26 protein-coding genes are annotated in these 24,888 nt (G+C 62.8%); 14 read left to right on the forward strand and 12 right to left on the reverse strand.

Features of this window, described 5'->3' with window-relative positions; genetic code table 11:
- Window positions 1-40: 40 nt before the first annotated feature.
- Window positions 41-463: a DoxX family protein gene (locus CKW40_RS24500; protein WP_095202422.1), complete on the forward strand. Its 423-nt coding sequence runs from the start codon at window positions 41-43 to the stop codon at window positions 461-463.
- Window positions 464-632: 169 nt separating this feature from the next.
- On the forward strand, window positions 633-1,055 hold the full coding sequence (locus tag CKW40_RS24505; protein ID WP_095202423.1) for a DoxX family protein: 423 nt from the start codon (window positions 633-635) through the stop codon (window positions 1,053-1,055).
- 21 nt (window positions 1,056-1,076) lie between these two features.
- On the opposite strand, the gene ppx is transcribed toward CKW40_RS24505, so the two are convergent.
- Complete coding sequence (gene ppx / locus CKW40_RS24510; protein WP_095202424.1) at window positions 1,077-2,612, reverse strand: exopolyphosphatase; 1,536 nt, start codon at window positions 2,610-2,612, stop codon at window positions 1,077-1,079.
- Window positions 2,612-4,813, reverse strand: coding sequence for an RNA degradosome polyphosphate kinase (locus tag CKW40_RS24515; protein WP_095202425.1), 2,202 nt, complete (start codon window positions 4,811-4,813; stop codon window positions 2,612-2,614). The genes ppx and CKW40_RS24515 overlap by 1 nt, the downstream gene beginning before the upstream one ends.
- Before the next feature lie 229 nt (window positions 4,814-5,042).
- Between CKW40_RS24515 and CKW40_RS24520 the strand changes: the two genes are divergently transcribed.
- The 4 genes from CKW40_RS24520 (at window position 5,043) to CKW40_RS24535 (ending at window position 7,211) form a co-directional block, all read left to right on the forward strand.
- Entirely contained in the window at window positions 5,043-5,288 is a 246-nt protein-coding gene (locus CKW40_RS24520) for a zinc-finger domain-containing protein (RefSeq protein ID WP_032929729.1), read from the forward strand.
- Between the two features lie 19 nt (window positions 5,289-5,307).
- Complete coding sequence (locus CKW40_RS24525) at window positions 5,308-6,546, forward strand: FAD-dependent monooxygenase (protein WP_095202426.1); 1,239 nt, start codon at window positions 5,308-5,310, stop codon at window positions 6,544-6,546.
- A gap of 64 nt (window positions 6,547-6,610) precedes the next feature.
- Window positions 6,611-6,910 (forward strand): BrnT family toxin, encoded by a 300-nt coding sequence (locus CKW40_RS24530; protein WP_095202427.1) that lies wholly within the window; start codon window positions 6,611-6,613, stop codon window positions 6,908-6,910.
- Window positions 6,888-7,211, forward strand: a complete 324-nt coding sequence (locus CKW40_RS24535) for a BrnA antitoxin family protein (RefSeq protein WP_095202428.1) — start codon at window positions 6,888-6,890, stop codon at window positions 7,209-7,211. Before CKW40_RS24530 ends, CKW40_RS24535 begins: the two co-directional genes overlap by 23 nt.
- Here CKW40_RS24535 and CKW40_RS24540 read toward each other — a convergent pair whose 3' ends face one another.
- The 5 genes from CKW40_RS24540 to CKW40_RS24560 form a co-directional block, all read right to left on the reverse strand.
- A complete protein-coding gene (locus CKW40_RS24540) occupies window positions 7,212-7,862 on the reverse strand; it encodes a TIGR02117 family protein (protein ID WP_095202429.1) in 651 nt (216 codons plus the stop codon).
- Window positions 7,863-7,965: 103 nt separating this feature from the next.
- On the reverse strand, window positions 7,966-8,715 hold the full coding sequence (locus CKW40_RS24545; protein WP_031240865.1) for an amino acid ABC transporter ATP-binding protein: 750 nt from the start codon (window positions 8,713-8,715) through the stop codon (window positions 7,966-7,968).
- Window positions 8,716-8,790: 75 nt separating this feature from the next.
- Window positions 8,791-9,954, reverse strand: coding sequence for an amino acid ABC transporter permease (locus tag CKW40_RS24550; RefSeq protein ID WP_095202430.1), 1,164 nt, complete (start codon window positions 9,952-9,954; stop codon window positions 8,791-8,793).
- A gap of 4 nt (window positions 9,955-9,958) precedes the next feature.
- Window positions 9,959-11,146: an amino acid ABC transporter permease gene (locus tag CKW40_RS24555; RefSeq protein ID WP_095202431.1), complete on the reverse strand. Its 1,188-nt coding sequence runs from the start codon at window positions 11,144-11,146 to the stop codon at window positions 9,959-9,961.
- Between the two features lie 62 nt (window positions 11,147-11,208).
- Window positions 11,209-12,237 (reverse strand): amino acid ABC transporter substrate-binding protein, encoded by a 1,029-nt coding sequence (locus CKW40_RS24560; RefSeq protein WP_095202432.1) that lies wholly within the window; start codon window positions 12,235-12,237, stop codon window positions 11,209-11,211.
- A 727-nt stretch (window positions 12,238-12,964) separates the two neighbouring features.
- On the opposite strand from CKW40_RS24560, the gene CKW40_RS24565 reads away from it, so the two are divergent.
- The 5 genes from CKW40_RS24565 to CKW40_RS24585 all read left to right on the forward strand — a co-directional run bounded on the left by CKW40_RS24565 (window position 12,965) and on the right by CKW40_RS24585 (window position 17,175).
- Entirely contained in the window at window positions 12,965-14,146 is a 1,182-nt protein-coding gene (locus CKW40_RS24565; RefSeq protein ID WP_095202433.1) for a cystathionine beta-lyase, read from the forward strand.
- Between the two features lie 224 nt (window positions 14,147-14,370).
- Entirely contained in the window at window positions 14,371-15,450 is a 1,080-nt protein-coding gene (locus tag CKW40_RS24570; protein WP_095202434.1) for an HPP family protein, read from the forward strand.
- 93 nt (window positions 15,451-15,543) lie between these two features.
- Window positions 15,544-16,230: an RNA polymerase sigma factor gene (locus CKW40_RS24575; protein ID WP_179298096.1), complete on the forward strand. Its 687-nt coding sequence runs from the start codon at window positions 15,544-15,546 to the stop codon at window positions 16,228-16,230.
- A gap of 106 nt (window positions 16,231-16,336) precedes the next feature.
- A complete protein-coding gene (locus CKW40_RS24580) occupies window positions 16,337-16,861 on the forward strand; it encodes a DUF4142 domain-containing protein (protein ID WP_095202435.1) in 525 nt (174 codons plus the stop codon).
- Window positions 16,858-17,175 (forward strand): cupredoxin domain-containing protein, encoded by a 318-nt coding sequence (locus tag CKW40_RS24585; protein ID WP_095202436.1) that lies wholly within the window; start codon window positions 16,858-16,860, stop codon window positions 17,173-17,175. Before CKW40_RS24580 ends, CKW40_RS24585 begins: the two co-directional genes overlap by 4 nt.
- Before the next feature lie 41 nt (window positions 17,176-17,216).
- Here CKW40_RS24585 and CKW40_RS24590 read toward each other — a convergent pair whose 3' ends face one another.
- The 4 genes from CKW40_RS24590 to CKW40_RS24605 all read right to left on the reverse strand — a co-directional run bounded on the left by CKW40_RS24590 (window position 17,217) and on the right by CKW40_RS24605 (window position 21,491).
- On the reverse strand, window positions 17,217-18,089 hold the full coding sequence (locus CKW40_RS24590) for a LysR family transcriptional regulator (protein WP_179298097.1): 873 nt from the start codon (window positions 18,087-18,089) through the stop codon (window positions 17,217-17,219).
- A 77-nt stretch (window positions 18,090-18,166) separates the two neighbouring features.
- Window positions 18,167-19,282 carry a branched-chain amino acid ABC transporter substrate-binding protein gene (locus CKW40_RS24595; protein ID WP_244571274.1) on the reverse strand — a complete coding sequence of 372 codons (1,116 nt, stop codon included), beginning with the start codon at window positions 19,280-19,282 and terminating at the stop codon, window positions 18,167-18,169.
- Between the two features lie 50 nt (window positions 19,283-19,332).
- The gene (gene glyA / locus CKW40_RS24600) at window positions 19,333-20,655 is read right to left on the reverse strand and encodes a serine hydroxymethyltransferase (protein WP_198421163.1); all 1,323 of its coding nucleotides are present in this window, start codon (window positions 20,653-20,655) and stop codon (window positions 19,333-19,335) included.
- 200 nt (window positions 20,656-20,855) lie between these two features.
- Complete coding sequence (locus CKW40_RS24605; protein WP_095202439.1) at window positions 20,856-21,491, reverse strand: CGNR zinc finger domain-containing protein; 636 nt, start codon at window positions 21,489-21,491, stop codon at window positions 20,856-20,858.
- A gap of 157 nt (window positions 21,492-21,648) precedes the next feature.
- On the opposite strand from CKW40_RS24605, the gene CKW40_RS24610 reads away from it, so the two are divergent.
- Together CKW40_RS24610 and CKW40_RS24615 are read left to right on the forward strand one after the other, a co-directional pair.
- Window positions 21,649-22,341: an alpha/beta fold hydrolase gene (locus CKW40_RS24610; RefSeq protein WP_095202440.1), complete on the forward strand. Its 693-nt coding sequence runs from the start codon at window positions 21,649-21,651 to the stop codon at window positions 22,339-22,341.
- Between the two features lie 85 nt (window positions 22,342-22,426).
- A complete protein-coding gene (locus CKW40_RS24615) occupies window positions 22,427-23,269 on the forward strand; it encodes an alpha/beta fold hydrolase (protein ID WP_095202441.1) in 843 nt (280 codons plus the stop codon).
- Between the two features lie 67 nt (window positions 23,270-23,336).
- Here CKW40_RS24615 and CKW40_RS24620 read toward each other — a convergent pair whose 3' ends face one another.
- Window positions 23,337-24,212: a crotonase/enoyl-CoA hydratase family protein gene (locus tag CKW40_RS24620; protein WP_095202442.1), complete on the reverse strand. Its 876-nt coding sequence runs from the start codon at window positions 24,210-24,212 to the stop codon at window positions 23,337-23,339.
- 79 nt (window positions 24,213-24,291) lie between these two features.
- Here CKW40_RS24620 and CKW40_RS24625 point away from each other — a divergent pair, with 79 nt between their 5' ends.
- Window positions 24,292-24,876 carry a TetR/AcrR family transcriptional regulator gene (locus CKW40_RS24625; protein ID WP_095202443.1) on the forward strand — a complete coding sequence of 195 codons (585 nt, stop codon included), beginning with the start codon at window positions 24,292-24,294 and terminating at the stop codon, window positions 24,874-24,876.
- The last annotated feature ends 12 nt before the right edge of the window (window positions 24,877-24,888 follow it).

Genomic DNA, 24,888 nt, shown 5'->3' on the forward strand with positions numbered 1-24,888 from the left:
CATCTATCTCTGGATCATTCAACCCATTCGGAGAGTCACCATGTCCATCAACACTTCCACCGCCGGCGCCGGCACCGCGTCCAACAGCTCTGTCACCATCCTGCTCGGCCGCATCCTACTCGCGGTCATTTTCCTGCTTTCCGGTTTCGGCAAGCTCACCGCCATTTCCGGTACCGCTGCCTATTTCGGTGCGATGGGCCTGCCGGCGCCGACCGTCACGGCGATTGTCGTCGGCCTGATCGAACTGCTCGGCGGCCTTGCCATCCTCGTCGGCTTCCAGACCCGCATCGCCGCCTGGGCGCTTGCTGTCTTCACCATCGCAACGGCTCTTGTCGCCCATACCGGTTGGGCCGATCAGAACCAGATGATCCATTTCCTGAAGAACGTGGCCATCACCGGCGGCTTCCTGCTGCTCGCCTCGTCGGGCGCCGGCGCCTATTCGATCGACGCCAAGCGCGGCTGAGCCTCCCTCCCAAGCCCCCCTCCCAGACCTTGAAAGAAGCGGCGCGGAATTTTCCGCGCCGCTTTTTCGTTGTCTGGAATAGCTGGCTCGCCGGTTTCGGCCGCAGCCGCGCAGGCGTAGACTGTGCGGTGGCCGGGAGCCCAACCGGGCGCCGGCAAGGGAGGTGGCCATGACCCGCAACGCATTGCTTCTGGTTTCGCGACTGCTGATTGCCGTGCTGTTCGTACCGTCCGGCTTCCAGGCGCTGGCCAACATCGCCGGTACATCAGATTATTTCGCCGGCCTCGGCCTGCCGCTGCCGGGGCTCGCTGCGTGGGGCACGGGCCTGTTTGAACTGATCGCCGGGTTTCTGATCCTCATCGGCTTCCAGACCCAGATCGTGGCGCTGCTTCTGGCGGCCTTTTGCGTCGTGGCCGGTTTTATCGGCCACTACGGCCAGGGGGCCGACGACGCAACGCTCGCCTTCCTGCACCAGCAGATGCTGATGAAGGACATTGCGATAGCAGGCGGTTTCCTGGCGCTGGCGATGGCCGGTGCGGGAGCCTGGTCGGCCGACGGGCGCGGTTTCGGTGTCGGTGCAGACGTGACCTGAGCCTCATGCTGCCAGAACGCTCTATTTGACCGAAACGCTCGGCCCGCCCTCCACCGCCAGCACCAGCCTGCGGTTGGTGATGCGCGCCAGCTGCGCCAGCCGGCCGGCCGGCCGCTCGCCGTAGAGGTCGGAGAGCGAAGCCGGCAACACCAGCGCCAGCACGCCATTGGCGCGCTGCTCCCATTTCAGCCTGGGCATGATGCCGGGCATCGAGGCTGTCAGCAGATAGACGACGCGCATCATCGCCGCCAGCACCCGGGCCCGCTCGAGGTAGCGCGGCGTCGCCAGCGCCTTGATTTCCGGCGCAATGGACTCGTTGAAGATGCCGTCGTGACGATAGGCGTTGGCCAAAGCCAGGAAAGCACGGCCGGGATGGTCGACGCCGAAGAAGGAGGCGTGGGCAATGATGTTGAGCGATTGCCTGCCGCGATATTCCGGATGTGCGCGCCAGCCGATGTCGGCCAGCAAGGCGGCGGCGTGGCGATAGCGCGCTTCGTCCTCCGTCTCGTCGATGCCGAAAGCGGCAAAGGATTTGGCCGTCCAGTCGACCAGCTCATGCGCATGAGTGACCGAGCGCGAGCGCAGACGGGCGAGTTCCTCGGACGCCGAAATCAACGGATCGGCCTTCTGCTCGGCCTCGTCGAGCAGTGAATAGAGGAAGCCTTCGCGTACGCCGAGCGCCGAAACGATGATCTTCGACGGCTGCATCGCCGCCATGATCTCCTGCAACACGATGGCGCCATAGGGCAGCAGCGAGCGGCGGTTCTTCGAGACGCCCTCGATCCCCTTGACCTTCTCGATCTCGGCTTTGGCCACCTGCTTGAGAAAGTTCGTCGCACTGTCGGCCGACATCTCGTAGTGGTGCATGACACCGAGCGGGTAGTTGTTCATCTCCATGTGCAGCCGGGCGAGGTTTCGCCAGGTGCCGCCGACGGCATAGAAGGGCCTGCCCTGCCCGCCCTTCAACAGCTTGGCCCGCGCCAGTTCGTCGCGTGCGATCTTCTGCGCCTGGGTGAGCGAGTTCTTCGCCATGTCCTGCAGGCGCAGGCCACCCAGCGGCAGCGTTATGCCGTCGCCGATGGCTTCGCCGCTAACGTCGACCAGTTCGAGACTGCCACCGCCCAGATCGCCGGCGATGCCATTGGCTGGATGGAAGCCGGAAATGACGCCGAGCGCCGAATAATAGGCTTCCTGGCGCCCGCTGATCACGCGGATCTCGGTCTTGAGCACGTCTTCGGCGCGGTGGATGAAATCGGGACCGTTGATCGCCTCGCGCGCGGCGGCGGTGGCCAAGACATACATATGCTCGGCGCCGGCCTGGTCGGACAGCGCGCGAAAGCGGCGGAACTCTTCCATCGAGCGGGTCACCGCTTCGGGGTCGAGCTTTCCGGTCGAAACGATGCCGCGGCCAAGACCAGCCAGCATCTTTTCGTTGAACAGCATGGTCGGCGAGCGCGCCAGTCCTTCATAGACAACGAGGCGGATCGAATTCGACCCGATGTCGATGATGGACAGCGGTCGGCGGTCCTGTAGCCGGCCCTGGGAATCAGACAGCATCAGGTGGACGCTGCGGCGTTCTTCTTGCGGCGCTTGAACTGCGCAATGCGCTTGGGCGCATGCGACTTCAGCGCGTCACCCCGTCCGGACAGGCTCGGATTGGTCATGAAATATTCCTGCGCGTTGAACGGTTCCTCGCCCTCTTCCAGCACGACGCGCCGGGAGGTTCCATCAGCCAATACGTCGAAACTTTGCTGATTGTCCATGATATTGCCCAGCATGATCTGGCCCAGGATCTGTTCATGCACAGTTGGATTGGTGATCGGCACCATGGTCTCGACACGACGGTCGAGATTGCGCGGCATCAGGTCGGCCGAGGAGATGTAGACGATCGCCTCGTCCGACGGCAGGCCATGGCCGTTACCGAAGCAGTAGATGCGGCTGTGCTCGAGGAACCGGCCGACGATCGACTTGACCCTGATGTTTTCCGACAGACCCGGCACCTGCGGCCGCAGGCAGCAGATGCCGCGCACGACGAGGTCGATTTCCACCCCCGCGCGGCTGGCATCATAGAGCGCGTCGATGATGATCGGGTCGACGAGCGCGTTCATCTTCATCCAGATGCGCGCCGGCTTTCCTTCCAGCGCATGGGCGACTTCGTCGGAAATGTGCTTGAGGATGCGGCTTCTCAGCGTAAACGGCGAGATCGCGATCCGCATTTCATCGGTCGGCTCGGCATAGCCGGTGATGAAGTTGAACAATTGGGCAACGTCGCGGGCAATCGTCGGATCGGTGGTGAAGAAGGACAGGTCGGTGTAGATGCGCGCTGTGACCGGGTGGTAGTTGCCGGTGCCAAGATGCACGTAGTTGCGCAGCTTGCCATCCTCGCGCCGCACCACCAGCGACATCTTGGCGTGGGTCTTCAACTCGAGGAAACCGAACACGACCTGGACGCCGGCGCGCTCGAGGTCGCGCGCCCAGCGGATGTTGGCTTCCTCGTCGAAGCGCGCCTTGAGCTCGACAAGTGCGGTCACCGACTTGCCGGCCTCGGCGGCGTCGACCAGCGCGCGCACGATCGGGCTGTCGTTGGAGGTGCGGTAAAGTGTCTGCTTGATCGCCACCACTTCGGGGTCGGCCATCGCCTGGCGCAGGAACTGCACAACGACGTCGAAGGATTCGTAGGGGTGGTGGACGACGATGTCCTTCTCGCGAATGGCGGCAAAACAGTCGCCGCCATGCTCGCGGATGCGCTCGGGAAAGCGCGGATTGTAGGGCGTGAACTTCAGGTCATCGCGAGGGATGGAGACGATCTCGGAGATCTGGCTGAGCGCCAGCGGACCGGTTAGCACGCTGATACGGCTCGACGAGACACCAAGTTCGCCGGCAACGAAGTCGCGCAGCTCGGCCGGCATCAGCTTGTCGAACTCGATGCGGATGACCGAGCCGCGGCGGCGGCGCTTCAGCGCCGTCTCGAACAGGCGCACGAGATCTTCCGACTCCTCCTCTACCTCGATATCGCTGTCTCGGATGATGCGGAATGTGCCGGAACCCTTGACCTCATAGCCGGGAAACAGCTTGCCGATATAAAGGCCGACCGCCTCTTCCAGCGGGATGAAGCGGACATGGTGCTTGCGATCGGGCAAACGGATGAAGCGCTTCAGCGCGACCGGCAGACGCAAGAGCGCGCTCATCTCCTCGCCATTCTTGCGGTGGCGCAGCTGCAGCGCCATCGAGAAGCCGAGATTGGGAATGAACGGGAACGGGTGCGCCGGGTCGATCGACAGCGGCGTGAGCACCGGAAACACCTGGTCCTGGAAATGGTCTTCCAGCCAGACCTTCTCGTCCTTGGTCAGCGCATCGCGCGCAATGCTCTCAATGCCTTCCTTGTTGAGCAGCACGGTGAGCGCCGAAAGGCTCTTCTGCTGGTCTTCCTGCAGCCGCTCGACCTCGCGCAGCAGCTGTTCGAGCTGCTGTTCGGGGGTGCGGCCGTCGGGGCTCTTCAGCGTGATGCCTTCGCGCACCTGGCCGGCGAGGCCGGCGACACGCACCATGAAGAACTCGTCGAGATTGGCTGCCGAGATCGACAGGAAGCGGACGCGCTCCAGCAGCGGGTGATGGGTGTTCAGCGATTCCTCGAGCACGCGGCGGTTGAACTGCAGCCAGGAAAACTCGCGGTTGACGAAGCGATCCGGGTTACCGCCCTCTGAACTGGCCGCCTCGACGTTGACGAATTCGCTCTGTACCGGCTTCAGTTCATTCATGATTCCTGCCCGCAACCGTTCCTTTTGCAGCGCCGCCAGATGGCGATGGACGCTCTAACATGCCATTGTGACGCATGATCGGTCGCGGAATCGCTTTGCGTCCGCGGTCACACGCTTAACCGGCTCAACTTATCCTCTGACAGGCTTTTGCGACAGTTTCATTTCATCGATCTTGCAAAGAGACCTGTTATGATCCAGATGCATGCGAGACTGCGTTAAGGAGACGACGATGGCAGGCGGTTCCATTCCCCATTTCCAGAACGATGCCGGCCATCCGGCGATCGACATCGGGGTCAAGGAATTCATGTGCACGGGCGCCAACCCGCCTTTCGACCACCCACATGTGTTTCTCGACATGGGCGACGACAATGAGAAAGTTTGCCCCTATTGCTCGACGCTCTATCGCTATTCGCCGAAGCTGAAGGCGACGGAAACGGTGCCGGCCGGCTGCCTCTACATCGACCAGGCCGCCTGATTCTTTCGCGACAGAGCTGATGGACGACACGCGCTCCCGGCAAGTCGTCATCGCCGGAGCGGGCATCGCCGGGCTGACAGCAGCCATCGCCTTTGCCGAACGCGGTTATTCCGTGCAGGTTTTCGAACAGGCCCAGCGCCTCGAAGCGGCAGGTGCCGGCATCCAGCTTTCCCCCAACGCGACGCGCATTCTTCGCCAGCTCGGCGTGCTCGACCGGCTGCTGTCGTCGGCGGTGCGGCCTGGGGCCGTGGTGCTGAAGGATGCAAGGACGCTGCGTCAACTGGCGCACGTACCGCTCGGGCAATCGGGTGAAGACCGCTGGGGCGCCCCCTATCTCGTCGCGCACCGCGCCGACCTGCAGGCGGCGCTGATGGCGCGTGCTGCCGAGATGCGCGATATCCATCTCACCACTGGCGCGCGCGTCGGCAGAATTGCGGCCGGTCCCCATGGCATCACGGCAAGCGTGGAGACCGGGGGCGAGACCACCGAGGCGCATGGCGTGCTGTTGGTCGGAGCCGACGGCGTATGGTCATCGGTGCGCGGGCTTGCCGGTTCGGAAAGCGGAACCGTGTTCGCGGCCAGCCGTTTTTCCGGTGAACTGGCATGGCGTGCAACCGTGGCGGCCGACAGCCCCGCTGGACAGGCCTTTGCCGCCATTGGCGCCGTCGACTGCGTCACCACCTTCCTACACCCCGGCTTCCACATGGTCGCCTATCCCGTCAGCAAAGGCAGCGCCTTCAATCTTGCTGCCTTCACCAGAGGCGAGCGGATCGCGGAAGGTTGGTCGGGTCACGCCGACCCCGCCATCCTCAGCGGGGCCATGCGCGGTACCGCGCAGGCGCTGAGAAAGCTTGTCGCACTGGCCGGCCCCTGGACGGCCTTTCCGATCCATACTGTCCAACAGAGGCGGTGGACCAGCCCGCAAGGCATCGCACTGGTCGGCGACGCCGCGCATGCGATGACGCCGTTCGCGGCACAGGGCGCGGCGATGGCGATCGAGGACGCCGCGATGCTTGCCAATACCATGGCTGACTTTCCCACCGGTTCGGCGGGAAGCCTTCAAATCTGGGAGAACCTGCGCCGGCCGCGTGTCGCCAAAGTCGCCCGGCGCGGTGCACTCAACCGCCTCGCCTGGCATGCCAGAGGCCCGGTGGCTCTTGCCCGCAACCTGGTGCTGGCGGCGCGGCCGGCGGAGAAGCTCGCCGCGGACCTCGACTGGCTTTATGGCTGGCAGGAGCAGAAGGTCGTCAGGCGATAGGACGTTGAAGCCAGCTACATTGACATAATGGCTATTTGTAGTTACATTTTTGTGGTTACGTCATATGGAAGAATTGCGATTTGAATGGGATCCGGAAAAGGCTAGGTCAAATCTGCGTAAACATGGCGTGAGTTTCGAGACTGCCGTTCGCGTTTTCTCCGATCCCTTCGCGCTGGTGGAGCAGGACAGGGTCGACGACGGCGAATACCGCTGGCAGACGACGGGCGTGGTTGACGGCGCGCTTGTGTTGTTGGTTGCCCATGCCGACAGGGAGGAAGACGGCATAGAGGTGATCCGGATCATTTCAGCGCGGCGGGCCACGCCGGTAGAAAGAAAACGTTATGCGCAAAGTCGTTCGATATAAGTTTGATCCGGCAAATCCGCCTCCGCTGACGGAAGCCCAGAAGGCAGAAATCGCGGCTTTGAAGGCACGCCCGGAGGACGATGTTGATACCAGCGATATCCCAGAATTGACGGAAGAGTTCTGGCAGAAGGCTGTCCGGAACCCGTACTTCAGACCGATCAAGCAGCAGCTGACCCTTCGCCTCGACTCTGACCTCGTCGCATGGTTCAAGGGGCGCACGCCCGACGGTCGCGGTTACCAGAGCGCGATTAACAAGGCATTGCGCGAATATGTGACGAAGCAGGACCGCAAAGCCGGTTAGCTAATTGTACAGCCTCAACGACCACCCCAGCGACACCGGCAGCGGGTTCCACCAGCCGGTCCGCAGACCGGCAGTGCGCAGTGCGGCGGCGGTCCAGGTGTTGCAGCCGACCAGTGCGTTGAAATGGCCGTTGGCTTCGAAGAAGCCGTCGAATTTGGAATAAGCGGCATTCTGGATATGCATCGGACCACTCGGTCCCTGCTGAAAACTGGCCTCGATGAAATCGAGCAGTGCCGCAAACTGGTCGTCACCAATATCGAAGCCGGCGACATCTGGATGCGGTTCGACGATATCGCCGGCGACATCGACATGCATGACCGAGTCGTCGAGGGTCAGCGCTTTCATTACCGGAACGGCTTTCAGCTCAGACCAGGTCGGTGTTTCCAGATAGAAGGCGCGGCCGCCCCAGCCGAAGACGATATAGCGCACCTCGGGCGCATCGGACGGCAGTCCGGCGTCTACCAGAAAATGAAAGCGCTGACGCACGGCATCGTCCACCGGAATGGCGATGTCGGTATGGATCGGGTTCTTCAGCACCAGTATGTGGCGCGTACCCTCGCCCGCGGATGCCGCCGGCCAGAGCGGGCGCGGCACCAGCGTGCCGAGGGCGGTTGCCAGCACTATGGAGAGGAAACGCAGGACTTTTCTCATCGATGACGCCCCCCGCTGCTCCGCCGCCAATCGCATCGGCCGATCCACAAGAAAAGAGCCCGGCCGCATTGCGGCCGGGCTCTTGCGCTCGGTGTGAACCCGCTCAGTGCAGGATCTGGCTGAGGAACAGCTTGGTGCGCTCGTGGCGCGGATGGTCGAAGAACTCGGCCGGCGTGTTCTGCTCGACGATCTGGCCCTGATCCATGAAGATCACCCGGTTGGCGACTTTTCGCGCAAAGCCCATCTCGTGGGTGACGCACAGCATGGTCATGCCTTCCTCGGCCAAGCCCACCATCGTCTCCAGCACTTCCTTGATCATCTCCGGGTCGAGCGCCGAAGTCGGCTCGTCGAACAGCATGATGCGCGGGTTCATGCACAGCGAGCGAGCGATCGCCACGCGCTGCTGCTGGCCGCCCGACAGCTGGCCCGGATATTTGTTGGCCTGCTCCGGGATTTTCACCCGCTTGAGGAAATGCATGGCGATTTCCTCGGCCTGCTTCTTCGGTGTCTTGCGCACCCAGATCGGCGCCAGCGTGCAGTTCTCCAGGATGGTCAGATGCGGGAACAGGTTGAAGTGCTGGAACACCATACCGACCTCGCGGCGCACCTCGTCGATCTTCTTCAGATCGTTGGTCAGTTCCTTGCCGTCGACGATAATCTTGCCCTTCTGGTGTTCCTCCAGCCGGTTGATGCAGCGGATCATGGTCGACTTGCCCGAGCCCGATGGGCCGCAAATGACGATGCGTTCACCGCGCATCACTTTCAGGTTGATGTCCTTCAGCACATGGAACTCGCCATACCATTTGTGCATGGCGATGATGTCGATGGCGACATCGGTGGTCGAGATGTGCATCTTGGCGGCGTTGACCTTGATCTCTTCCGCGCTGACGGCATTTTCGGTGGCCATGACAGGGTCCCCTTTTTGTTTTTAGCGTTTGTGGCCGGTGTCGAGCCGGCGTTCCGTGTACATTGAATAGCGCGACATGCCGAAGCAGAACAGCCAGAAGATGAAGGCCGCGAACACCAGGCCGGACTTGGCCGTTACCGGCGTTGCCCAGTTGGGGTCGGAGAAATTCTGTTTGACGATGCCGAGCAGGTCGAACATCGAAATGATCGAGACCAGGCTGGAGTCCTTGAACATGCCGATGAAGGTGTTGACGATGCCTGGAATGACCAGCTTCAGCGCCTGCGGCATGACGACGAAATACATCTTCTGCCAATAGCCGAGACCGAGCGAATCGGCGCCTTCATACTGGCCTTTCGGAATGGCCTGCAGGCCGCCACGCACCACCTCGGCCATATAGGCGGCCGAGAACAGGGACACACCGATCAGCGCGCGCAGGTACTTGTCGAAGGTGACGCCGGCCGGCAGGAACAGCGGCAGCATGACGCTGGCCATGAACAGCACGGTGATCAGCGGCACGCCGCGCACCGCCTCGATGAAGATCACGCACAGCATCTTGACGATCGGCATATTCGAACGCCGGCCGAGCGCCAGCACGATGCCGAGCGGCAGCGACACCACGATCGCCACGAAGGACAGGCTAAGCGTTATCAGCAGCCCGCCCCAGCGCGGCGTCTCGACGTGAGGCAATCCGAACGCCCCGCCGGAAAGCAGGAAGAAGGACACGATCGGCAAGACGATGAGCAGAAGGACAGCGTTGAGGCCCTTGCGCGGCACCTTGGGCATCAGCATCGGCACCAGCAGCACGAACAGCAATATGCCGACCAGGATCGGCCGCCAACGCTCCTCGGTCGGATAGGTGCCGAACAGGATCTGGCCGAACTTGGCGTTGACGAAGGCCCAGCAGGCGCCGGACCAGCCGTCCGGCTGGATGCCGCCCTGCGCCTGCGCCGCCGTGAGACAGACGGTGCGGTCGGGGCCAGTCCACTGGGCGTTGATGAAAGCCCAGTTGATGACTTGCGGCACGATCAGCGCCACCAGCGCGATACCGATGATGGTCATGATGGTGTCGCTGACCGAACCGATCAGGTTCTTGCGAACCCAGGCGCCCATACCGGTTACTCCGGCCGGCGCCGGCTGCGCCAACACCATTTCCGTACGGACCCAGGACATGTCGTGTTCTTGCATGGCCCTACCTCTCCACCAGCGCCATCTTGGCGTTGAACCAGTTCATGAACAGCGAGGTGAGCAGGCTGATCGACAGGTAGACTGTCATCATGATCAGCACGCACTCGATCGCCTGGCCGGTCTGGTTGAGCACGGTGCCAGCGGTTGCCGTCAGATCGGGATAGCCGATGGCGATGGCGAGCGAGGAGTTCTTGGTCAGGTTGAGGTATTGGCTCGCCAGCGGCGGGATGACGATGCGCATCGCCTGCGGCACCACGACCAGGCGCAACGCCTGCCCCGACCGCAGGCCGAGTGCCTCCGAGGCCTCGCTTTGGCCCCTTGCGACGCCGCGAATGCCGGCGCGCACGATCTCGGCGATGAACGCGGCCGTATAGAATGAAAGGGCGAGATAAAGCGACAGGAACTCCGGCTTCACGACGAAGCCGCCGGTCAGGTTGAAGGTCGATTGTTTTGGAAAGTCAAGGCTCAGCGGGAAGCCGCTCAGCGCGTAAGCAAGCAGTGGCAGTCCGACGATCAACGCCACCGATGTCCAAAGCACCGGGAATTGCTGGCCGGTCGCCATCTGCCGCTGGCGTGCCATGCGGGCGACGAACCACGCCATGGCGATGCCGACAAGAAAAGCGACGAAGATCAGCCAGGAGCCGTCGCCCCACACGGCGCGCGGAAAATAGATGCCGCGCTGATTTAGAAGGGAGCCGAACGGCAGATGAATGCTCTCCTTCGGTGTTGGCAGCACAGCCAGCACGCCGGAATACCAGAAGAAGATGACCAGCAGCGGAGGGATGTTACGAAAAATCTCGACATAAACCGTGCAGATCTTCTGGATCAGCCAGTTGCGCGACAGCCGGCCAATGCCGACAAAGAAACCGATGATACTGGCTGTGACAATGCCGACGGCGGCGACAATCAGCGTGTTGATGATGCCGACGATAATAGCCCGGCCATAGGTCGAATCCGACGTGTAGGCGATCGCGCTGTCGCTGATGTCAAAGCCGGCGCGCCCCCGGAGGAAGCCGAAGCCGGAAGCGATGTGAAGGCGCGTCAGATTGTCGATGACGTTGTTGACGATCCACCAGACGCCCCCAACAAGCAGGACGACGACCACCGTCTGGAAGACAAGACTGCGAACTTTCGGGTCGTTGATGAAGGAACCGCGGCTCGGCTCCTCGCGAATAACTTCCTGCGATGCCATGTGACCGTCCCCTGGAAAGAGAAACCGGAAGGCAGATATCTGCCTTCCGGATCACATTTCGGTCAGCGGATCGGCGGAGCGTATTGCAAGCCGCCCTTGGTCCACAGTGCGTTGATGCCGCGGGCGATCTTGAGCGGGCTGCCCGAGCCGACATTACGGTCGAACATTTCGCCGTAGTTGCCGACGGCCTTGACGATGTTGACGACCCAGTCGTTGGAGACGCCGAGATCGGTGCCGATCTTGGTGTCCGCTTCCTGGCCGAGCACGCGCTTGATCTCGGGGCTCGGGGAATTCTTCATCTCGTCGACATTGGCCTTGGTGATGCCGAGTTCCTCGGCGTCGAGCAGCGCGAAATAGGTCCACTTGACGATGTGGTACCACTGGTCGTCGCCCTGGCGCACGGCCGGACCGAGCGGCTCTTTCGAGATGATCTCGGGCAGCACGACGTGATCGGCCGGCGCGCCCAGCGTCAGGCGGATACCGTAAAGGCCCGACTGGTCGGTGGTGTAGACGTCGCAGCGACCGGCGTCATAGGCGGCGTTGACCTCTTCGAGCTTTTCGAAGACGACCGGATTGTACTCCATCTTGTTCGCCTTGAAGTAGTCGGCGAGGTTGAGCTCGGTGGTGGTGCCGCTCTGTACGCAGACGGCGGCACCGGAGAGCTGGAGCGCCGAATTGACGCCCGGCAGCTTCTTGGCGTTGATCATGAAGCCCTGGCCGTCATAGTAGGTCGTGCCGACGAAATTCAGGCCAAGTGCGGTGTCGCGGTTGATCGTCCAGGTGGTGTTGCGCGACAGGATGTCGACCTCGCCGGACTGCAGCGCGGTGAAGCGCTCCTTGGCGCTGAGCGGCGTGAACTTGACCTTGGTGCCGTCACCGAAGACGGCGGCCGCGACAGCGCGGCAGAAATCCGCATCGATGCCTTGCCAGTCGCCCTTGTCGTCCGGCGCTGAGAAGCCGGCGAGACCGGTCGAGACACCGCACTGGATGAAGCCCTTCGCCTTGACGGTGTCGAGCGTCGTCGCCGACGCGGCCGACGCCATAAGCCCGAGCGTAGCGGCGCCAAGAATGCCGATAGCAATATGTTTCATGACCCACAGACCCTTTTCTCTGTTTTTCAGGCAAACCCTGATTCTTTTTCCCGTGTGAACGCAGCTCCCATTCCAGCCCATTCCCCGGAATTCCACATCGTAACCGACGCGCCGCCTCCCATTCACGAACAGCATCGAAGGCGATAATTCTCGTGAGGTCAAGGAAAATGACCGAATCCGAACGTGTTTGAAAATCGATTGCCTAAAATGCCCGAATTGCAGACAAACGCGCCCGCAATTTAGTCACGGCGCGAATAAAGTCGGCAAAGCGTATTCAACGCAAAATGCGGGCCAGCGGCGAAATCCATCCCTGGCACCAGCGTTGCGTCACTGATCTGGATACGGAATGAATTGGCACGCCCGAAGACTGTCATCAGACATGTGCTGTTAAAACGCGCGAGAAACGAGCCACACGTCGGCCGCCGCCATCAACACACCGGAAATGCGCGGAATCAACTGCCCGCTCGTGACTGTCTTTCCAGGAGGAGGAGGAGGATGGCGATGCCGGCGATCCACAGGCTTCCCCTAGCCGCTGGCAAGGCCAGGTGCCGCGTCGCTCGCTCGCGCACTGCCGCATCCGGCCAGCCGCTTTCACGACCTGACGGCGACGCCGGTCCGCGAGAGAATTGGCATATTCGAAGTCTATCCCTGGCGGACGGTGGGCGGTTGCACGGTCCCTGACACCGCACTATGGCTAGCGCCTTGTCAAACAAGGCGAAGACGAAGAATGGCTAAGGACGGCAACGAGCAGGTTTCCGGAAAAATGGGCATCAACACGCGGCTTGCCCATTCGGGCAACAACCCGCACGACTATTTCGGCTTCGTCAATCCGCCTGTCGTGCACGCCTCGACGGTGCTGTTCCGCGATGCCGCGACGATGGCGGCGCGCGACCAGAAATACACTTACGGCACACGCGGTACGCCGACGACGGACGCCCTTGCCCATGCCATTGACGCGCTGGAGGGATCCGCCGGCACGATCCTGGTGCCGTCGGGCCTGGCGGCGGTGACCATTCCGCTGCTCGCCTTCGTATCGGCCGGCGATCATCTGCTGATCGTCGATAGCGTCTACCATCCGACCCGTAATTTCGCCGACACGATGCTGAAGCGGCTCGGCGTCGAGGTGGAATATTATGATCCGCATATCGGCGCTGATATCGCAGCCCTGATCAAGCCCAACACCAAAGTGGTGTTCACGGAATCGCCGGCCTCCAACACATTCGAGGTGCAGGACATACCGGCGATCGCCAAGGCGGCGCATGCCGCCGGCGCCATCGTGATGATGGACAACACCTGGGCGACGCCGCTCTATTTCCGGCCGCTCGACTACGGCGTCGACATCTCCATCCACGCGGCGACGAAGTATCCGGCCGGCCATTCCGACGTGCTGCTTGGTACGGTCTCGGCCAATGAGAGCCATTGGAAGCAGCTCTTCGAGAGCTTTTGCACGCTTGGCTGCTGTGCAGGCCCCGATGATGTTTACCAGGTGCTGCGCGGCCTGCGCACGATGGGCGTGCGCCTGGAACATCACCAGCGCAGCGCACTCGCCATCGCATCGTGGCTCGAAGGCCAGAAGGGCGTGGCACGCGTGCTCCACCCTGCCCTTCCCAGCCACCCGGATTACGATTTGTGGAAGCGCGACTTTTGCGGTTCGAGCGGCATCTTTTCCTTCGTGATGGCCGGCGGCGGCCAGAAGGAGCAGCACGCCTTTCTCGACGCGCTGCAGATCTTCGGGCTCGGCTATTCCTGGGGCGGCTATGAGAGCCTCGCGGTGCCGGTCTGGCTCAGCGACCGTGTCGTTGCAAAAGGCCCCTATGAGGGACCACTCATCCGCCTGCAGATCGGCCTTGAGGATGTCGACGACCTGAAAGCCGACATCCTGCGCGGGCTGGCGGCTGCCGCCGCCTGACGGCGCATACGGGCTGGCTGCCGGGCAGAATCGGCAGAAGGGCGCAAGGCTCTGACGCTGATGACAAAGTGCGAGCCGTTCGCAGCATCCCAGCGAGGCGTGGCGCGCAATATTATTCTCTTGGCCGTCGACTTGGCGGATTTGTTTGACTTTCAAATCCATGGGTTCGGCTGCATTGCCTGCTGCACGGCATCGTCAGCAATCCATTTGTCACAAAGCTTGCCATGGCCTTTCGTCTTTTTGTCCCCATCCTTGCCGGCGCGACGCTGCGTGAACGCATCCTGGCGTGTATCGGAGCCACGATCGGCATCGCGCTGACCGGCGTGATCAGCGGGCTGGCGATGGGCGGCGGCCCGCATGTGGCCCTGCTGGTGGCGCCGATGGGCGCCTCCGCCGTGCTTCTCTTCGCCGTGCCCGCGAGCCCGTTGGCGCAACCCTGGTCGATCATCGGCGGCAATTCCATATCGGCGCTGGTCGGTGTGACCGTGGCGCATTTCATCCATGATCCGGTATTTGCCTCGGGCCTTGCCGTGGCGCTCGCCATCGCGGCGATGTCGTTCACGCGCTGCCTGCATCCGCCAGGTGGCGCGGCGGCATTGACGGGAGTGCTTGGCGGGCCTGCCGTTGTCAGCGCGGGCTTCCTGTTTCCCTTCGTGCCGGTGGCGTTGAATTCGATCATCCTGGTCACGCTGGGTTTCCTTTTCCACAGGCTGGCGCGGCGCAACTACCCGCATGTCGCCGCACCCGCCGCCAACAGCCACGGGACCGCCGATCCGCCGGCGCAACAGCGCGTCGGCTTCCGGCCCGAGGATATCGACGCGGCGCTGACCACGCTCGACGAAACCTTCGACATCAACCGCAACGACCTCGAACGGCTGTTGAGACAAGTCGAGCTACAGGCCATGGTGCGCTCGCACCGGACCCTGCTGTGCCAGGACATCATGTCCCGCGACGTGATTTCGGTGTCCGAGCAGGCCACGGCCCACGAGGCGCGACAGCAACTGCTCGATCACAACATCCGCACCTTGCCGGTGGTTGACGCGGATGTCCGGCTGGTCGGGGCCGTCGGCCTGCGCGAGCTGACGAAGGCCACCGATACGGTGAAGGGCGTGATGTCGAAGGCCGGCACCGCCTCGCCCGACACGCCGGCGATGAGCCTGCTTCCCGTGCTGACCGACGGCCGCAGCCATGCCGTGGTCATCGTCGACGGCGAGCGGCGCATTCTCGGCCTGATCACCCAGACCGACCTGCTGGCGGCGGCCGCACGCGTGCAAGCCGCAGACAAGGGATTGGCGGCGGCTTAGAATAGCGAAGCCAGGTGCCGAAATCCGGGAACCTTTTTCAGGCAGGTGCATCCAACGTACAGTCAAGTGCCTGTTCGGGGAGATCCGGTCGCGATGAGCAAGCTCGCAATGCCCGTCAAAATGCCTGGGGTGGCCGAGGCCCCTTCCGGCGACGTGCTGCTCGTACAGCGAGCACTGGCACGCGAGGCGGGCGCCTTTCGCGTCATCATCAAGATGCACAACCAGCGGCTCTACCGCATCGCGCGCGGCATACTGCGCAACGACGCCGAAGCCGAGGACGTCGTCCAGGAGGCCTATGTCCGCGCCTTCGCCGGCCTCGCCGCATTTCGCCGCGACTCCTCGCTCGCCACCTGGCTGTCGCGCATCGTCATCAACGAAGCGCTGGGCCGCCTGCGCAAGAGGCGCCGCACCGTGGCGATGCCCGAAAACCCGGAAGCGCAGATCATCCGCTTTCCCCTCAACCCCAGCGACGACCCGGAGCGGACGATGGCGCAGCGGCAGATTCTGGCACTCGTCGAACGGGCGACCGACAGTCTGCCCGACATCTACCGCATGGTCTTCGTGGCTCGCGTCATCGAGGGCCTGAGCATGGAGGAAACCGCCGATCTGCTTGGCGTGCGGCCGGAGACCGTCAAGACAAGGCTGCACCGGGCGCGTACCTTGTTGCGCAGGGCCCTGGACGATGAGATCGGCCCGGTGCTGCTCGACGCCTTTCCCTTCGCCGGCCGCCGTTGCGAGCGGCTGACCAAGGCCGTGATGGGACGGCTGGGTTTCGAGTGATCCTGTTCTGATTTTCGGGAACGTTTGTCCCGGCTGCGCATCCAATCAGCGTCAACTGAAAATGTAAGCCCGGCGCCTCCAGCGCGGCCGGGCGAAGGAGGATGCCATGTTCACCCGATATACCGCCGCCCTTGCCGCCCTGCTCTTCGTCAGCGCCGCCCCTTTCGCGCAAGCCGCGGACAAGCCGACCGATCCGCAGATCGCCCACATCGCCTACACTGCCGGCGTCCTCGACATCGAGGCGGCCAAGCTGGCGATCAAGACATCGAAGAACAAGGAGGTCGTCGCCTTCGCCAAGGACATGGAGCGCGACCATGAGGCGGTGAACAAGCAGGCGCTCGACCTGGTCAAGAAGCTCAAGGTGAAACCCGAGGACAACGCCACCAGCCAGGCGCTGAGCAAGGCGGCGGAAGAAGAACGCGCCAAGCTCGCCAAGCTGAAAGGGGCAGCCTTCGACAAGGCCTATATCGAGAACGAAGTCGCCTATCACAAGCAGGTCAACGGCGCGCTCGAAACGCTGCTCATTCCTTCGGCCAGCAATGCCGAGCTGAAGAGCCTGCTCGAGACCGGCCTCAAGATCTTCCAGGGGCATGAGCAGCATGCCGAACATGTCGCCGGCATGCTGAAATGAAAGCGGGTGCCTTGATCCGTCTGTCATGGCTCGCCGCCCTGGCGCTTACGGTGGCGCCGGCGGCCGCCGCAACCATAGAGGTCACCATCGACAAGCTCGTCTTCTCGCCGGCAACCGTCGAGGCGAAGGTCGGCGACACGATCGAGTGGGTGAACAAGGACGTGATTGCCCATACGGCCACCGTGAAGGGCGGCTGGGAGGTGATGATCCCGCCGAAGAAATCGGCAAGCCTGACAGTGAAGGCGGCCGGAGCGGTCGACTATTTCTGCCGCTTTCACCCCAACATGAAAGGCCGCTTGGTGGTGGCGCCCTGAGACTGAGAGATCGACGGCGAAAACCGCTTCGCCGTCGATCGCTATCCCGAGCTGGTCAACTCTGCCTGCGAAAGCAGCCATTCGATCATTTGCGCTGCTTGGGCAGGTGGCCGGTCTGGAGCCAGCACTTCGAGGCTGAGGCCACTCTGGACACGCTGGGAAAACGGCGCCACGAGCGCGCCGGACGCCAGGGCGCGAGAGACCAGCACTTCATGCCCCATCAGCACGCCGGCGCCATCGATAGCGGCCTGAAGTGCAAGGCTATAAAGCGAAAACTCCGATCCGGCATCGATCGATGGGCCTTTCATGCCGACACTGTCAAACCAAAGGTTCCAATCACCGGTCCAGGTGGTGTCCCACAACAAGAGCTGCGAGGCGAGATCCGCGGGCGTTTTCAGTTGTGCGGCCAAGCCGGGAGTACAGACCGGAAACAGGACATCGTCGCAAAGCTTGAACGAACGGCTGCCGCCGGCTCTTTGCCTTGTCAGGAAGATGGCGAGGTCGAATGGTTCTCGCCTGAAATCCGGCGGCTCCTCGAGCGCGTGTATGGATGGACGAAGAGCCGGCAAGGCAGCGCGCAGAGCCGGCAAGCGCGGGGCCAGCCACAGTTGGGCAATGGACGGCAGCGCAGCGATACTCACTTGCGATTTCGGCGCCCAGATGCGCAGTTCCTGAACGGCAAGGCCCAAGGCGTCAAACGCAGTGGAGAAGGCCGGGATTGCCGCGCGTCCCGCTTCCGTCAGATGCAGCCCTTGCGCATGCCGGACAAAAAGCGGCGAGCCAAGCCACGCTTCGAGGGATTTGACCTGATGCGACACGGCCGCGGGCGTGACACCGAGTTCATCCGCGGCCTTGGCGAAGCTCTCATGCCGAGCAGCGGCCTCGAAGGCCCGCAAGGAGTTGAGGGGCGGCATTCGAGGTCGCGGCGGATTGACAGCCATCCAGCATCCCAGGACGGCGTCGGCGGCCAGTGGCCGCCGACGCGATGTTTCTATTTGAGGGCGACGGGAACCAGCTTGCCGTCGACCTTCTGCCATTCAAATACGACGAAGCCCGGCTGCTTGATATCCCCCTTGTCGTCGTAGGAGATCGAACCAAGGACCGTCGAGATGGCAGCGCCGGAATGGAGGTAGTCGGCAGCAGCCTTCGGATCATCGGCCCTGGCCTTGGCGATGGCCTCGGCAAGGATCTGCGTTGCCGCGTAGGCGTAAAGGGTCACCGCTTCGGTCGGCACGTTCCTGGCCCTCAGATCGGCGACGGCGTCCTTGGCTTCCGGGAATGTCGCCGGATCGGGGAACGACGTCATCAGGGTTCCAGCAGCACCGTCACCGGCTATGGCGCCGAATTCGCTGTTGCTGATGCCGTCACCGCCCATCAGGTTCGCGGCGACGCCCTGATCGTGCATCTGACGGACAATGAGCCCGGCCTCCGTGTGCTGGCCGCCGTAATAGACGAGATCGGCACCCGATTGCTTGATCTTGGTCACCAGTGGACTGTAGTCCTTCTCGCCCGGGTTAACCTCCTCGTGGAGGACTTCCTTGCCGCCACCGGCATTGTAGGCCTTGGTCATTTCATCGGCGAGGCCTTTGCCCGCAGTAGACTTGTCGTCGACGATGGCGATCTTCTTGTCCTTGAAACGGCCGAGAATGAATTTGGCGGCGATCGAGCCCTGCTGATCGTCGCGGCCGCATGCCCTGAACGCATTCCACAGACTGCGCTCGGTAACCGTCGGATTGGTGGCTGTCGGCGTCACGAACAGGACGCCATTTTCCGAATAGACTTCGGAGGCCGGAATGGTGACACCGGAATTGTAGTGCCCGACGACATAGTGGACGCCGTCGGCGACAAATTTGTTGGCGACCGAAACGCCCTGCTTCGGGTCGGAGACGTCGTCACCGACCGATACGACAAGCTTCTGTCCGAGAACGCCGCCATTGGCGTTGATGCGTTCGACCGCGGTTTCGACACCGACGCGGTACTGTTCTCCATAAGCCGCGTTCGGTCCCGACATCGGACCCGCGACGCCGAACACGATATCCGCCCTCGCAACGCCGACAGCGGCAGCCGTGATTAGGGCAGCAGTCATCATCTGCACGATTATGCGCATTTCATTCCCCTGTTTTTAGAGTGGCGGGCATTGCCCGCGGGTTCTGGCCGTCAGTTCACAAAATGAAGTTTGTTGAACCGACGCCGGAATGCCGTGACATCAGCGGCGACCTGTTCGCTGGCGTCGTTGCCGCGCAGCCCCCTGGCGATAAGCGCCGCGAGTTCCGGCATGTCGTCTTCGGTCATACCCCAACGAACGATCTCGGGCGTGCCGAGGCGCAGCCCATTCATGTCGCCGTCAACCGTATCTACGGGAAGGCCAATGCCGCAGCTCAGAATGTTGGCCAGCCGCAGCTTTTTTGCCGCGGCCTGACCGCCGCCGAATTCGGCTGCCTTGATGGCGAACTGGTGCGATGTCGTGTAGCCCTTGCTCGTCGAAAACACCGGCAGACCGTGATCCGCAAGGCTATCGGCCAGGGCCTTTGCGGTCCGCGCCATCGTTGCGGCATAGGCTTTGCCGTGGTCTTTCCAGTCCAGAAGCGTGATTGCCAGCGCCGCCGACTTGGCGGCATCGAAATTGGCCGTCATGCCGGGGAATGCGATCCTGTCGAGTTTTTCGGCGACTGCAGCATCGTTGGTGACGATCAGCCCCGACGCCGGACCGCCAAGGCTCTTGTAGGTGCTCATCGTCATCAGATGAGCCCCCTCCTGCAGGGGCTGCTGCCAGGCGTGCCCGGCAATCATGCCGCACAGATGCGCGGCGTCGAAGAGGACCAGCGCGCCGACCTCGTCGGCGATTGCCCTGATTTCGCGGACAGGATGCGGCAGCAGATTGAGGCTGCTTCCGATCGTGATCATCTTCGGTTTTGTCGATCTGGCCAGGTCGCGCAGTTTCCCGACATCGACGGTGTAGCCGTCCGCATCAACCGGTGCGGTGTGGATATCAAGTCCATAGAGTCCAGCGCAACCAGCCATGTGGTGGGTGACATGGCCGCCGACCGCCGGCGACGGGACAATGATGCTGTCGCCCGGCCGGGCCGCGACCATGAAGGCGTAGAGATTGGCGATCGCCCCCGACGGCACCCGGATTTCGGCATATTTCGCGCCGAAGACCTCCGCGGCGAGTTCCGCCGCGATGACTTCGATCCGCTCGACACCTTCCAAGCCCATTTCATATTTGTCGCCGGGATAGCCAAGCGATGGGCGCGATCCGAGGCCCGAGGCGAGCGCTGCCTCGGCCTTAGGGTTCATGACATTGGTCGCGGGGTTGAGGTTGATGCAGTCGCTCTCGTGGATCGAGCGGTTGAGTTCAATACTTCCGGCGATTGCCGCCATGACCGCATCGGTCGTCTGATGACTGGTTTGCTCTGCCAGTTGCTGGGCCAACATTTCGCAATGTGAGGGGACCCAGGACCTGCGAGCGAGAGCGACCAACGATGCCTCCATTGCCTTCGCCGACAAGCCGGCTGCGGATGGCGACGAGGATGGCGCTTGTGATTGTCTTGAAGCAAACGAGTAGTTCTAGCGCCTAGGCTTAGGAAAATTAAGCCTATCAGGCTGCGCTTGTTTGGAGGACGCGGGCTTCTTCCGGCCTCGTCAGGTCGCGCGATATGTGTTCGCGAGCCGTCGCAACTCTAGTCGTGATGCGCCTTGACGCGGTGGCGATGCGCGGCTTGCTTTGCCCGGTTGCCGCACTGCGCCATGCTGCACCAGCGGCGGCGGTGGCCGCGGGTATGGTCGACGAACAGCAGCGTGCAGGCCGGGCCCTCGCAGGCTTTCACATGTGAGAAATCCTCGCTGCAGACGAACCGTGCCAGTGCTTCGCCGATCGGCAGCAGAAGCGCCTCGGGTGTGCGCCACTTGCGGGCCGTCTGAAGCTGAAAAGGGATCTCGTTACCCACGGACATGTCGTTGTCGGCAAGGACGGGGGCGATCCGCGTGAAAATCTCGTCGCGCTCGAGCAGACGGTTGAGCGGCTCCAATTGCGCAAGATCCTCAGCGGCCAGCGGACGCCCCTTGTGTTCGTACACGAACCCGCGGAACCACTCCCTGAGATGCCTTGCCTGGTCGGCCACCTTATCGAGTTCACCCGGGAGAGCGTGCGTGCGAACGCTGACGACCGCCTCGGGCGGCGCCAGCCGCGCCTGTTCGACCCAATCCAGCAATCCCTCGCCGTCCTTGATCCAATCGACAGGGGTATCGACCGGCGTCGCGATCGAATTGAGGAAATCCAGGCCGAGCGCGTCACCGACAAAGATCGCAGGGGTCATCGTAACTCCAATCGCGCGTCGGTCCCGCCGAGCGCTCTAAACACAAATCAGTGATAACCCCTTCGAGGCCGGTTGACAAGTTACGCTCACATCTCGTAACCCTTTTGCATCACTTTAACAGGTTACTAGTCAATTCAACCCGGGAGGAGATGCCGCGATGCCCTCGAACGATGTCAGTGTTGTGCTCGTCCATGGCGCCTGGACCGACGGGTCGAGTTGGGCCAAGGTCGTCGCGCCGCTCGCGGCCAAGGGTTTCAACGTGGTTGCCGCGCCGCTGCCGCTGACCTCGTTCGCCGACGATGTGGCGGCACTCGACCGGACGCTGGAGCGCGTCGCCGGGCCTGTCGTGCTCGCCGGCCATGCCTATGCCGGCGCGGTGATCGGGGCAACACGCAGCGACAAGGTGCAGGCACCGGTCTATGTCGCCGCACTGGCGCCCGACGAAGGCGAGACCGTGGCGGATGTCTTCTACCGCGCGACGCCGCATGCCAAGGCGCCCAAGCTCGCGCCGGACGATCATGGCCTGATCTACCTGCCGGACACTGCGTTCGCTTCCGCTTTCGCGCAGAACGCATCGGTCGATGAGCTGGCGGTGCTGCGGGCGGTCCAGCGGCCGATCTCGCCGGCCTGCATCACGGTGCCGATGGCGCGGCCGTTATGGAAGGACCGGCCGGCCTGGTTCCTGATTGCCGAGCAGGACCGCATGATCGTTGCCGAAACCCAACATTTCATGGCCACGCGCATGAACGCCATGACGCGAGTGCAGCCAGTCGACCACACGCCGATGGTCACCGCGCCCGATGCCGTCGTCGACATCATCATCGAAGCGGCACGTGCCGGCAAAGCGTGAGCCTGAGCCCAGCGGCGGGCTTGCCGCTCTTGATCTCAATAACCTTACCAATGCCGATTTTTCGGTTACCACAACGGAGAGAACCATGACCGCCTACCGCAACGCCGATGTCGACGGCTTCAACATCTTCTATCGCGAGGCCGGTACACCAGGCGCGCCGAAGCTGCTTCTGCTGCACGGCTTCCCGAGCTCGAGCCACATGTTCCGCGACCTCATTCCGCTGCTTGCCGGTCGCTTCCATATCGTCGCGCCCGACCTGCCGGGATTTGGCCGCTCCGACATGCCGCCGCGCGAAAAATTTGCCTATACGTTCGACCACATTGCCGAAATCATCGACCGCTTCACCGAAGTGGTCGGCTTCGACCCCTATGCGCTCTATGTGTTCGACTATGGCGCGCCGACCGGTTTCCGGCTGGCGGTGAAGCACCCCGAGCGCATCAGCGCGATCATCTCGCAGAATGGCAACGCCTATGAGGAAGGTCTCGGCGAGGACTGGAACCCGATCCGCACCTATTGGCGCGACCCCTCGCCGGCCAACCGCGAGGCACTGCGCCCCGCCTTCAAGCCGGAGGCGATCGCCTGGCAGTACACGCATGGCGCGCCGGCGGATCTGGTCTCGCCCGACGGCTATTCGCTGGACAGCTTCTACTTCGGCCGGCCCGACGCCGAGGAAATACAGCTCGACCTGTTCGGCGACTACAAGAGCAATGTTGCCCTCTATCCCGCCTTCCAGTCCTACTTTCGCACCCACAAGCCGCCGTTCCTGGCGGTGTGGGGCAAGAACGACCCATTCTTCCTGTCGCCCGGCGCCGAAGCGTTCAAGCGTGACATGCCGGACGCGGTGGTGCGTTTCCTCGACACCGGCCATTTCGCGCTGGAAACGCATGCCAACGAGATCGCCGCAGCTATCCGCGACTTCCTGCGCTGACGTGAAAGGAGGAGACTTGCCTCAGGGCGAAGTGACGGCCGTAGCGACGCTCCCCCGACATGGCACCTCATCTCGACGCCTTGGCCTCCCCCATGGCCTGGTCGAGCCGCAGTGAGGCGCGCCTTGCCTCGTCCGGCCTTGCGATGTGCGTCCAGGAACCGTCATAGCTGGGCTTGCGCCGCTCGATCCAGGCGGCGAGGCCTTCTCTGAGATCGGCGGTCGGGGCCATGCGGGCGAACTGCTCGGCCTCGACCAGCAGCCCTTCGGCGATGCTGAGGTTGATGCCGCGCGCCACCGCGGTGAGGATGCCGGCGAGTGCTGCCGGCGAATGCGTGATGATGCGGCGGGCAAGATCGTGCGCCGCCGGCATCAGATCGCTATGCGGCACGACCTGATTGACGAGACCAAGTTCGAGCGCCCGCGGCGGCGGAAACCAGTCGCCCGTCAAAAGCAGTTCCAGCGCGCGCTTGCGCCCGGCGAGCCGCGGCAGACGCTGCGTGCCGCCGAAGGTCGGCGGCATTGCGAGGTTGATCTCCGGCTTGGCGAACAGCGCGCGGTCGCTGGCGATGGCCAGCGGCACGGCCTCGGTGATCTCGCAGCCGCCACCGAAGGCAATCCCGTTGACCGCGGCGATGATGGGCTTGCGGAAGGCTTCAAGCCTTGCCGTCAGCCGCTGGCCGCGCATGACGAAGTCGCGCAGCGCCACATCCGCACCGCGAGCCGCGCTCGCCGAGAATTCGTGGATATCGCCACCCGCCGAAAACGCCCGCTCCCCTGCTCCGGTGAGGATGACAGCCCGTATGCTGCCATCGACTTCAATGTCGTCGAGGACCGCGAGCAGGCGATCGATCAGGGCATAGTTCAGCGCGTTGAGCTTTTCCGGGCGGTTGAGCGTGAGGACGCTCACACCGTCACGGGTCTCGTTCAGGACAAGATCGGCCATTGTTCTTCCTTTCCAGATACGGCGGAAAGGGATCATGCTTTCGATTGCGTGTATATTCACTAGTCGGTATACATGCCCCATGCCTGAAGCCGCCAGCCCGACCCGCAAACGCATTGTCGATGCCGCGACGAAGCTGTTCTATGCCGAGGGAATCGGTCGTGTCAGCGTCGATGCCGTTGCCGAAAAGGCAGGCCTCACCAAGCGTACGCTTTACTACCATTTCAAGAGCAAGGACGACCTCATCGCCGCCTATCTCGACGGCCGCGACCAGCCCAATCTGCGGCAGATGGCCAGTTGGTTTGATGCCGCGGAGGGCGGTGCGGACCGCAAGGTCGAAGCGATCTTCAGCAATCTGGCACGGGTTGCGCGCCATCCGAAATGGAAGGGGTGCGGTTTTCTGCGCACGGCCGCGGAACTCGCCTCGATGCCCGGCCATCCGGCGGTCAAGGTCGGGTCACGACACAAGTCCAACTTCGAGGCATGGCTGGCTGGCGAATTGTCCGGGCACGACATTGAGGAGCCGCAAGCCTTGGCCCGCGAGATCGTGCTGCTGATAGACGGCTGTTTTTCGATCATGCTGATCCATCGCAATCCCGACTACATCGAAGCAGCAGGACGAGCCGCTGCCACGCTTGTTGGGGCGAGATGCCGTAACAAGGACTGACCAACCGCGCTT

It is taken from the genome of Mesorhizobium carmichaelinearum, assembly GCF_900199455.1.
GTDB lineage: Bacteria > Pseudomonadota > Alphaproteobacteria > Rhizobiales > Rhizobiaceae > Mesorhizobium > Mesorhizobium carmichaelinearum.